We start from the raw sequence: 10,590 nt of genomic DNA, 5'->3' as shown, positions 1-10,590 counted from the left end.
CAGCAACAAGACAAGTCACTCGTCCAAGCGGCTGGCGACTCATGTCGGCACCCTAACAAAGACGTCGTGGACCGGATAGGGAGGCCAGGATCACGTGAGCAAGACTCTGCCCGTCACCATGCGCATTCCGGGTGTCCCCCCTCAAGCGTTAGGTGCATCGGGTGTCTCGGGATCGGGTCGCCGGTACTCTACTCGGGAGCCTACACAAGGCTTTCTCCGTATCCTCGTGCTGTCGTGGAACTCGTAGTCAACAGCCCGCAAGTTGTGGATGGAGTGTTCATCCGATGATCTCCGCAGAGGCGCAGACCGTTCTCAGACGTCGAGGGCTGCGTCTCGAATACCTGACCGTCGCATGGAACGTGATCGAAGCCGTCGTGGCGATTGGCGCTGGACTCGCCGCTGGCTCGATCGCGCTCGTCGCCTTTGGTCTCGACTCGCTCATCGAAGTCTTCGCTGCCTCAGTCGTCATCTGGGAGTTCAAAGGCGACCCCTCGGAGGAACGAGAGCGTCTCGCGCTCCGGCTGATCGCTGTGTCCTTCTTCGTCCTTGCTGCCTATGTGTCTGTGGAGGCGATTCGCGACCTCACCGCATCAAGCGAGCCGGACTCGTCCCTTGTCGGGATCGTGCTCTCGATCGTGTCACTCGTCGTGATGCCAGTTCTTGTGCTTGCGAAGCGACGTACGGGGAAGCAGCTGGGGAGCGCCACTCTTATGGCCGACGCAACCGAGACGCTGCTGTGCTCCTATTTGTCCGCGATCCTCCTGGGTGGGCTACTGTTGAACTCCGTTGTCTCGTGGTGGTGGGCAGATCCGCTGGCAGCCTTGGCCATCGCAGGTCTCGCTGTGAAGGAAGGGGTCGAGGCCTGGCACCATTCGGGCACGAGTGACTCCCGGGGATGAGATTGGGAGTCGCTCGCAGATCCGAGGGGAAAAAGGGCGGTGACGGTCGTCCCCTCCATTCCATCATCGCCCAGCTGTGCGTCCTGTCAACTTGAATGGGCACAGCCGCTGCTTTTGGGCTGGACTTGCAAGATTGCCTTGGGGCAACATGCCTCCCAAGACAAATGGCTACCAATCCAAAACGCCAACTCGCTTCGATCGCCCTGATCGTCGCCGGAGCCCTGATCGTCGCCGGGTCTCTCCTGCCCTGGGTCAGCGCAACCGCTGCGTTTGTCGGCACCGTCTCTCGCTCCGGAATCGATGGAGGCGGAGACGGAGTGATCACGCTCGTGGTCGGGATCGTCGTCGCGCTGTTGGGTGTGCTCGGTCTGATTCAGCTCGACCATGCGGGCGTCTTCGTACTAGGACTGATCGGCGGGCTCATCGGTTTGGGAACGGCTTGGGTCAACTACGACGAGGTACAGAATCGGGTGGCATCCTTTACGTCGACGGCCGGCGAATTCGGAGTGGCCTCGGTCGGCAGCGGCATTTGGATTTTGGGCACTGGTTCTGTGCTAGCGATGGTTGCCGGATTCCTTGGACTCTTCGCAGGGGAACAGAAGACGGAGAACTCCCTTTCGCAGACGCCGCCGAGACGAGATCTTTCGTGAGACTCGAATAGAACGTAGTCGTTGAAGCATGCCCTTTACGTTCCGACTTCGAGCCACCACTACTCCGAACCGCTTCTTGCTCCCCGGGGATCACGACAGCCCACTGGTGATAGCTCCAGAGGGCGTGGTTCCGATCGAGCTCTTTATCACCCAGTCAGGGCCAGCGATGCCGACGGAGCTAATAGCAATCGCAAGGGGGTTCGAGTCGGAAGCGACCGCGACAGAGGCGGGTGAGAAGGCTCGCTCTGCCCTCCGGGCAGTGGGAGTGGCGACTGGCGTGGCGCTTGACCTGGGGAGAGACGAGAGTACAGGGGGCCCGTCCGACTACCTGAAAGACAAGGCAGCGGAAGAGGGACTGATCTTGCGAGGTCGGTTTGACGGGCTCGATGTATACGAGGAGGGAGAGGTCCCCGTCAAAGTACTCAGTATCAGCTTCACTGGCGGCTACGTGAGCTCGCCCTTGAATCAGTTCACCGATCTGCTGATTCACGAGCTAACATCCCGCGGGGTTCTCGCCGGGGATCTCTCGTTAGCCATCGACCTCTATTTCCTTACAGATCACGAAGCGTCCGATCGAGCTCGATTCTTGAATCTGGTGACGGCGGTGGAGGTCCTCTCCACTCGGGAGGACCGGCCTGAGACGCTCATCGATCTCATCGACTCGTTCATCGCACAGACCAACCTCCACATCAGCACCGCTCCCGAATCTGATGCAGAGTCTGCAAGATCTCTAGTGGGTTCGTTGCAGGATCTAAAGAAGGAATCGATAGGAAGCGCCATCCGAGGGGTGGTCAAGCGCCACATTCCGGACGGGGAATACTTCGATGGCAAGCCGGCAGGCAGATTTGCATCCGATTGCTACGATGCCCGGAGCGACCTCTCACACATTGGGCGCTCAGCAACTGAGATCTCCGCGGTCTACGGGGAACTGCGCCGCTTAGTCAAGACACTCCTCGAGAGGCTCTTGACCGAAGGCGAGTAGGCGCGTTAGAAGCGCGAAACCTCCCGTGCAACCTCCCGCCGGACCGACTCTGGGACCCACACCAGTAAGCGAGGATAAGCTAACCCGATGAATGTCTATGACAAGGCCCATGACTTGGGTTGGGAAGTAACGCTCGTGTCTGCCAAGGCACCGTACGAATACTGGGTACAGCCGAGCGGATGGACGCGCTCTGATGGACCGCCGCCGGACACTCACTTTGCGCGGGGAAGGAAGGACTTGCAGGCGCTATTGCTGGCGCTCGAAGCAGGCGAGTCCACCGACCCCTGGCGCGATCCTCACTGAGAGGTCCGGCTCCTCGGGCCGTCCCTCGCCTACCAACCACGTATTCATGGAGGTACGCCGAAAATCGGCCTGACCAGCGCTTTTGCAGAACCCGCTTGTGAATTGCCCTCACGAATCACCATCGCCGGACGGGGCGTGATGCCATTTCAAGAACCGCTCCATGGTGCCTTCCCAAAGCGTTGCCGGCGTGTCCACTGGCAACCCGAGTTCGTCTCTCATCCTTGATGCCAGGGGTCCTAGCAACTTGGGGTACAGCTGAAACTTGATGACAAGAACGAAGCCGCCCAGTTTCCTTAGCTCCTCCAGCCACGTCCTCGGTACCATTCGCACCACGAACACCGGTATCAGATCCAACTCAAAGCACAGGTCGGATTTCGAATCGAATTCGTCTTTGTCCATGTATCCGAGGGCGTTCTTTACCTCGATCCCATACGCGTGCCCGTCACGTTCGAATATGAAGTCGATGTCCTGGTTCGTACGCTGCCACGCCTTGGCCCCGAATGCGTTGACATTACGTCCCCGCTGTACGAACTGGTGTCGGGAGAACCCTTCCAGTACGAGATTCTCTCCATTCGAACCTACGGCCTCCGATACTGCCGGCCGGGAGTACTCCTCTACCAGCGCATGGACCTTTGCAGCTTCTCTCCGGGGGTATCGATAACTCTTTCGCCAAAGGAGATTCACACTGCTCGAGTTCTCAACATCTCTTTCCTCAGCAACCACATGATCTTCAGCAACGAGTCGCTTAACCGCTCGGTTGGTCACCCAGTGAAAGAAGCTCCCTTCAAGCTGCACCTCAAGCTGTCTGGAGTAGAAGACACGATCCTGTTTGAACCTATCCCGCAGTTCCGCGACAGCTCGCTCCTCGGCAGGGTCGACGTGAGTGTCTGCGGAGAACACCTCTTCCTCGGACGCATACAGCTCGTACGGGTCATCATCCGGTGGCTCATCGAACGGATCTCGACGCATCGCGCTCCCTCTAAACGGACTAAACGGAAATCATCCATCTCGAATGGGGGAGTGGGTCCTGCCTGCTCGAGGGAGAAATCTAACCGACAGATGCCTTCGGTTCAGGTGACAGCATGGACGGCCCCGGGGTACGGGGTGGGTACCCCCCTTCATAGGTCATTGCATCTGCGCAGGTCAGGGGCCCCTCCCCCTGGCTCAGAAGTTCAGTTGATCCCACAGCAGCAGGCCGACTCTTGGCCTAGACGCATGGACGCGCCCCCGGTTTGGCGTTTTCCTGGCCACCACCCTCACCCTGGGGCCATGCCAGGCAAGAAAGTTGCGGACGCCCCGGGTCCCCCTAAGCATCTGAAGCGCCGTTCTCGGTCGTTCTGGCGCTCTGTGGTGGCTACCTACGAGCTCACCGAAGGTGACTACGTCCTGCTGCGGAGCGCCTGCGAGACGATGGATCGCCTGGACGAGGTGCGCGCCTTGATCGACGAGGAGGGGCTCACTGTTCCGGGTTCGAAGGGCCAGCTTCGGCCCCATCCGCTCCTTGGAGCAGAGAAGGACGCCCGGATCGGCCTGGCGAGGTTGCTGCGAGAGCTGCACCTCGAAGGTGGACCCGACCCCGATCCGCGGGTGCCCCGCTGATGGCTCGCCGGCGGGAGAGCAAGCGACGCGGCGACTTCATGCGAGTCGTGGTGGAAGCGCTCGAGGTCGCGGGAACGGATGACGTCACGGAGGAGGCCGTCGTACGGCTCCTCGCTCGTGGGCCGCTGTTGGACATATCGATGGCAGAAGAGAAAACGCTGTACGAGCACTACCTCAGCGACGGCTGGCAGGAACAGGTCCGAGCCTGGTCCAAGGAGCACTGCGGGTGCCAGCCACGATGCGAAAACCACGAACCGTGGATCGAGGCCCGGGAACGTCGCAGTAGGCGATCGCGGGAGGGCGGTTGGCCATCGCCGTAAGGCGAAACCTTGCACGGCCCATCAGCGTTCAGGGCATGAAACAGACACTGCCCCACGCTCCCGAGAGGCGAACCCGCTTCTCACACCGCCTGGTCGTCGCGGAGGAACCAGACATCGCCCGTGACCTCGCCACCCTCGCCCGCCAAGACGGTCGCTCCGTCGCTGCTGAAGCACGCGCCGCGATCCGTCACTGGCTTCGGACAAACAGGAGAAACGACTGATGAGCTCACAAACCGAACCGACCGCTCCGCCCTCGCTCGGCGAACAGTTCGTCGAGTCCGAGCAGTACCAGAAGCTCCGAGCCAAAGGCTTCGCCGGCAAGTTCACCTCGGGGAACGTGGAGCTGCGTACCTTGCTCGACTCGGGTGGCAGCTCCGGCGGCGACGCGGTGATCCCCGAACGCCTGCCGGGCATCCGTCCGCTGAGCCTTCGCCGGCTGCAGCTGGCCGACCTCTTGCTTCCCGGATCCACGAGTTCCAACGCTGTCCTGTACGTCGAGGAGCAGTCGTTCACCAACGCCGCCGCAACCGTGGCCGAGGCAGCGGAGAAGCCCGAGTCAGCGATGGTCTTCAACCAGGTGAACGAACCGGTACGAAAAGTCGCCACGTGGCTGCCGGTCACCGACGAGATGCTGGAGGACGTCGAGGCGTTGCGGTCGTTCATCGACGTGCGGCTCACGACGGGTGTGCAGCTCGAGGAGGAGGACCAGCTCCTAAACGGCGACGGAACCCCTCCGAACATCTCGGGGATCTTGGACCGCTCGGGCCTGCAGACCACGATCACGGTCGGCGCCTTGAACGCCGCGGACTCGGTGTATCAGATGGTCACCACCATCCGCGACGCCTTCTACCAGCCCAACGGCATGGTGATCCACCCGATCGACTGGGGCAGCTCTGACTTCCGTCTAGCCAAGGACGGCAATGAGCAGTACTTCGCAGGCGGGCCGTTCACCGGTCAGTACGGGGTCGGAGGGATCATCGGGGAGACCTTCTGGGGCCTCAACGTCGTCGTCACCCCCGCGATCGCGCAGGGCTCGGTGCTCGTCGGCGACTTCTCGCAAGCGCAGATCTTCCGGCGCAGCGGTATCACGGTGGAAGCCTCGAACTCGCACTCGGACTACTTCACCCACGACAAGACGGCGATCCGGGCAGAGGAAAGATTCGCGCTGGCGGTCTACGCCCCTGGTGCGTTCGGCCTCGTCGACACCACCCCGTAGCCCGATTCGCCCACCACAGCTGAGACCGGAGGGCTCCTTGTGCCACCCGCCCGGATGTTGAACCTGTCGAACCCTGTTCCTCCGGTCTCAAGTCTCTGTCGTTGCGGGGTTCGACAGGCCGGGCGGGTGGCTCCTCGCCCCACGGGAAGGCGGTAGCTGAATGAGCATCCTCGGCGCACTCGGCGGCGCGGCCCTCGGCAACGCCGTGGTCACGGTCGGCCTCGACACAAAGTCACTCTCGACTGGTCTGGCCAAGGCACGCGGCGAGGTCGAGGCCGGGACGTCGAGGATGGCGGCCGCAGCCAAGAACATCGGTCCCATGCTCGCCGCAGGCATCGGCGTCGGACTCGCGCTCGTCGGCAAAGCGGCGGTGCAGGCCGCGATGGAAGCCGAGCAAGCGATGGCCCAGACCGAGGCGGTCCTGAAGTCGACGGGCGGGGCGGCGAACGTCACGGCCGAGCAGATCGTCGCGCTCGCCAACGAGCTCGCAGCGCTGTCGGGCGTCGACGACGAAGTGATCCAGTCCTCCTCGAACCTGCTGCTGACCTTCACCGAGATCCAGAACCAGGCCGGCGCGAACAACGACATCTTCAACCAGACCCAGGCCGCGGTGCTGGATATGGCTGTTGCCATGAACCAGGGCTCGATCGCGAACCTCGACCTCAAGTCGGCGAGCCTGCAGGTCGGTAAGGCGCTCAACAACCCGCTGGTCGGCATGACGGCCCTGCAGCGCGTTGGTGTGTCGTTCACGCAGACCGAGAAAGAGAAGATCGCGGCCCTGCAGGAGTCGGGAGACCTGCTCGGCGCACAGAAGATGATCCTGGCCGAGCTGACAACCGAGTTCGGTGGCTCCGCGGAGGCCGCAGGTAACACGTTCGCCGGCGCGATGGGCAAGGCGAGGTCACAGGTTCGATCCCTGTCACGCCCACCACACCGGTCCCAGGCACCTCATCCAGTACATCTCCCAGCGACTCCGACGTAGTGGACCCGGGTGCTGGGAACGCAGCTCTCCTCGTGGCAGGCTTCTCGGGCAGGCTCCCTGAGGGAAGGTCGCCCGTGTTCCTTGCCGTCGTCCTGCTTTTGATCGGGGTCGCGCTCGCGGCACTCGTGGTCGCGTGGGGTTTCGAGGTCGACGTCGACCTCGGAGAGGATCCCGGCGACCGCGACTCCGGTTCCGATCGCCGGATCGCCTGATCCGACTCGCCCGCCTACCCCGCCGGTCGTTCGACCCGGGCTTTCGTAGGGTGTCTCGCTGGACGGACGACGGAGGTCTGCATGGCGATGGATCCGGCGATACAACCCGCGAGGTCGGCGGTGCGTGCCGTTGACCTCTCGAAGGTCTACGGCGAGGGTGACGCGGCCGTTGAGGCGTTGCGCGGCGTCAACGTCGACTTCGCGGCCGGGGAGTTCACGGCGATCATGGGCCCGTCCGGGTCCGGGAAGTCGACGTTGCTGCATTGCATGGCGGCACTGGACGTTCCCACGACCGGGCGTGTGTACATCGGTGACGTCGACGTCACGACATTGAGCGAACGGCAGACGACGCTCCTGCGGCGCGAGAAGGTCGGCTTCGTCTTCCAGTCGTTCAATCTGGTGCCGACGTTGTCCGCGGAGGAGAACGTCACCCTGCCGCTGGACATCGCGGGGAACGATGTCGACCGCGCGTGGTACGAGCAGGTGGTCCGAACCGTCGGCATCGCCGACCGTCTGGCCCATCGCCCCAGCGAGCTGTCCGGCGGCCAGCAGCAACGCGTCGCCGCCGCCCGCGCCCTCGTGAGCAGGCCCGAGGTCGTGTTCGCCGACGAGCCCACCGGCAATCTGGACAGCCGTTCGGGGGCCGATCTGCTCGGGTTCCTGCGCGACGCCGTCCGCGACCATGGGCAGACGATCGTGATGGTCACTCACGACCCGCGCGGCGCCAGCTTCGCCGATCGCGTCGTGTTCCTGCGCGACGGCCGCATCGTCGACGAGCTTCGGTCTCCGACATCCGAGTCGGTCTTCGACCGCTTGAAGTCCCTCGAGGTGTAGATGCTCCGCGCCTCGCTCAAGAGCCTGTTCGCGCGCAAGATCCGACTGATCCTCACGGTGGTCGCGATCGTCATCGGCGTGTCCTTCATGGCGGGAACGTTCGTGTTGACCGACACGATGAACGCCGCGTTCGACGAGGTCTTCACCTCGACCACCGAGGGCATCGACGTCGTGGTCCGCGGCGAGTCGCAGTTCCAGCAGTCGGCGGGTCCCGGGGCGAGCGGCGGCGACGACCGCGAACCGATCCCCGAAGAGGTCGTGGCCCAGGTGGCGGGGGTAGATGGAGTCGCGCGCGCGACCGGTGAGGTGGGCGGCTACGCCCAGTTCGTCGACCCCGCGACCGGGGAACCGATCGGCGGGTTCGGTCCTCCCACGCTCGGCTCCAGCTGGGACCCGGACAGTCCGATCCTCGAGCTGCGGCAGGGCAGCAGCCCCGACGCGCCCGACGAGGTGGCGATCGATGCGCGCACCGCCGAGGCATACGGGTTCGATGTCGGCGCCACGGTCGAGGTCCTGCTGCAGTCGGGACCGCAGGAGTTCACCGTGTCGGGGATCGTGGGCTTCGGCGAGGCCGACAACCTGGCCGGCGCGACGCTGGCGTTATTCGACCTGGAGACGGCGCAGGACGTCCTGGACCGAGAGGGCGTGTTCGACTCGATCAGCGTGGTCGCCGCCGAGGGAGCCGATCCGGACGTGGTGCGGGTCGGGGTCCAGGGCGTGTTGCCCGGGGGATTCGAGGCGGTGAGCGGCACCTCGGTCGCGCAGGAGAGCGCGGATCAGCTGAAGGAAGGACTCGGCTTCTTCCGGACCGCGCTGCTCGTGTTCGCCTTCGTGGCGCTGTTCGTCGGCGCGTTCATCATCTTCAACACGTTCTCGATCATCGTGGCGCAGCGGACCCGGGAGCTCGGGCTGCTGCGGGCGCTGGGGGCCTCCCGCCGGCAGGTGCTCGTCTCGACGATCCTGGAGGCCATCGTGGTGGGGATCGTCGCCTCGGCGATCGGTGTGGTGGCCGGCGTCGGCATCGCGATCGGGCTCAAGGCCGTATTGTCGGCGGTCGGCATCGACATCCCGAGTACCGCGACGCAGCTCGAACCTCGCACGTTCGTCGTCTCGATCGTGGTCGGGCTCGTGATCACGGGGGTCTCGGCGATCCTTCCTGCTCGCCGGGCCGCCTCGGTCACGCCCATCGAGGCCCTGCGCGAGGCGCCTTCGACACCGAAGGGAGCGGCCGGACGGCGCGTCACGATCGGCGTGGCGGTGACGGTGATCGGCGCCGTGGCGCTCCTGTACGGGTTGTTCGGTGCCGAGTCCGGCCAGCTCGAGCTCGTCGGACTCGGCGTGCTCGTCACGTTCCTCGGCGTCGCGATGCTCGCGCCGCTCGTCGCGCGGCCGCTGGCTGGGCTGATCGGGGCGCCGCTGCGTGGCACGGGCATCGCCGGACGGCTCGCTCGGGAGAACGCGATGCGGAACCCACGGCGAACCGCGGCGACCGCATCGGCATTGATGATCGGGGTCGCGCTCGTCGTGTTCGTCGCGATCCTGGGCGCCTCGCTCAAGGCCAGCAGCGAGGCTGCCCTGGAAGAGACGATGAAGGCCGACCTGATCGTCCTGAACACCACCTTCCTGCCGATCCCGACCTCGGTCGCCGAGGATGTCGAGGGGGTGACCGAGGTCTCGGCGGTCACCCAGATCCGCCAGGATGTGTTCCAGCTCGACGGAGCGCCCGCGGTGGTGAACGCGGTGGATCCGGAGACGATCGAGGACACGACCTCGGTGGAGATGACCGCCGGCTCCGTGGCATCGCTCGCGGACGGGGCGGCGCTCGTATCCTCTGACGTCGCGTCCGATCGCGGGTGGACCGTCGGAGATATCGTCCCGATGCGGTTCGCGCGCACGGGGCTGCAGCGGATCCCGATCGGGGGCCTCTTCGAGGAGAACCCGATCCTGAACGAGTACGTGATCTCGCTCGAGACCTTCGACGAGAACTACGTGGATCGCCTGGACTCGTTCCTGCTCGTGAAGGGGGAGGAGGGCGTGCGTCCGGCGGCGCTGGCCGCCGCCGTGGAAACCGCCGTCGGCGAGGTGGCGGGGGTCGACGTGCAGGACCAAGCCGCCTTCCGCGAGACGCAGGCGGGCTTCATCGACCAGCTCCTGAACCTGATCACCGCCCTGCTCTCCCTCGCGATCGTGATCGCCCTGTTCGGCATCGCGAACACCCTGAGCCTGTCGATCTACGAGCGCACGCGCGAGCTCGGCTTGCTGCGCGCCGTCGGTATGACACGGGGGCAGCTCCGCTCGATGGTCCGCTGGGAGGCCGTGATCATCGCGATCCTGGGCGCGTTGCTCGGCGTCGTGCTCGGCATCCTCTTCGGATGGGCGCTGCAGCAGGCGCTGGTGTCGGAGGGGATCACCGAGCTCGCGATCCCCGGAGGACAGCTCGTCTTCTACGTCCTCTTCGCGGCGCTCGCCGGTGTCCTGACCGCCTTGTTCCCGGCGCGCCGAGCCGCCAAGCTGAAGATCCTCGACGCGATCGCCTACGAGTAGACGGAACGGGCTCGAGGGCTCGGGGGTTCCGGGCTCCGTGGGTGCGGCG

The 10,590-nt window shown here is 64.5% G+C and carries 11 protein-coding genes; 10 read left to right on the top strand and 1 reads right to left on the bottom strand.

The genetic code is table 11. The features are described 5' to 3' along the window. The first annotated feature begins 284 nt into the window (after positions 1–284). From WEF05_10205 to WEF05_10190, 4 genes are all read left to right on the top strand, one after another. Positions 285–899: a cation transporter gene (locus WEF05_10205; GenBank protein MEX1102255.1), complete on the top strand. Its 615-nt coding sequence runs from the start codon at positions 285–287 to the stop codon at positions 897–899. Between the two features lie 164 nt (positions 900–1,063). After that, positions 1,064–1,549, top strand: coding sequence for a hypothetical protein (locus WEF05_10200; protein ID MEX1102254.1), 486 nt, complete (start codon positions 1,064–1,066; stop codon positions 1,547–1,549). Between the two features lie 106 nt (positions 1,550–1,655). Beyond that, the gene (locus tag WEF05_10195; GenBank protein ID MEX1102253.1) at positions 1,656–2,531 is read left to right on the top strand and encodes a hypothetical protein; all 876 of its coding nucleotides are present in this window, start codon (positions 1,656–1,658) and stop codon (positions 2,529–2,531) included. An 87-nt stretch (positions 2,532–2,618) separates the two neighbouring features. Continuing rightward, a complete protein-coding gene (locus WEF05_10190) occupies positions 2,619–2,834 on the top strand; it encodes a hypothetical protein (GenBank protein MEX1102252.1) in 216 nt (71 codons plus the stop codon). 108 nt (positions 2,835–2,942) lie between these two features. Here WEF05_10190 and WEF05_10185 read toward each other — a convergent pair whose 3' ends face one another. Further along, entirely contained in the window at positions 2,943–3,803 is an 861-nt protein-coding gene (locus WEF05_10185) for a hypothetical protein (GenBank protein MEX1102251.1), read from the bottom strand. Positions 3,804–4,184: 381 nt separating this feature from the next. On the opposite strand from WEF05_10185, the gene WEF05_10180 reads away from it, so the two are divergent. The 6 genes from WEF05_10180 to WEF05_10155 all read left to right on the top strand — a co-directional run bounded on the left by WEF05_10180 (position 4,185) and on the right by WEF05_10155 (position 10,541). Then, positions 4,185–4,433 (top strand): P27 family phage terminase small subunit, encoded by a 249-nt coding sequence (locus WEF05_10180; protein ID MEX1102250.1) that lies wholly within the window; start codon positions 4,185–4,187, stop codon positions 4,431–4,433. 510 nt (positions 4,434–4,943) lie between these two features. After that, positions 4,944–5,969: a phage major capsid protein gene (locus tag WEF05_10175; protein MEX1102249.1), complete on the top strand. Its 1,026-nt coding sequence runs from the start codon at positions 4,944–4,946 to the stop codon at positions 5,967–5,969. A 160-nt stretch (positions 5,970–6,129) separates the two neighbouring features. Then, on the top strand, positions 6,130–6,951 hold the full coding sequence (locus WEF05_10170) for a hypothetical protein (protein ID MEX1102248.1): 822 nt from the start codon (positions 6,130–6,132) through the stop codon (positions 6,949–6,951). Positions 6,952–7,025: 74 nt separating this feature from the next. Next, on the top strand, positions 7,026–7,163 hold the full coding sequence (locus WEF05_10165) for a hypothetical protein (GenBank protein ID MEX1102247.1): 138 nt from the start codon (positions 7,026–7,028) through the stop codon (positions 7,161–7,163). Positions 7,164–7,244: 81 nt separating this feature from the next. After that, positions 7,245–7,997: an ABC transporter ATP-binding protein gene (locus tag WEF05_10160; GenBank protein MEX1102246.1), complete on the top strand. Its 753-nt coding sequence runs from the start codon at positions 7,245–7,247 to the stop codon at positions 7,995–7,997. Beyond that, positions 7,998–10,541: an FtsX-like permease family protein gene (locus WEF05_10155; protein ID MEX1102245.1), complete on the top strand. Its 2,544-nt coding sequence runs from the start codon at positions 7,998–8,000 to the stop codon at positions 10,539–10,541. Positions 10,542–10,590 lie beyond the last annotated feature (49 nt).

The organism is Actinomycetota bacterium, assembly GCA_040881665.1.
Lineage (GTDB): Bacteria > Actinomycetota > UBA4738 > UBA4738 > HRBIN12 > JBBDWR01.
Note: the sequence above shows the minus strand (reverse complement) of the source record. Positions and strands in the feature narration are given on the sequence as shown.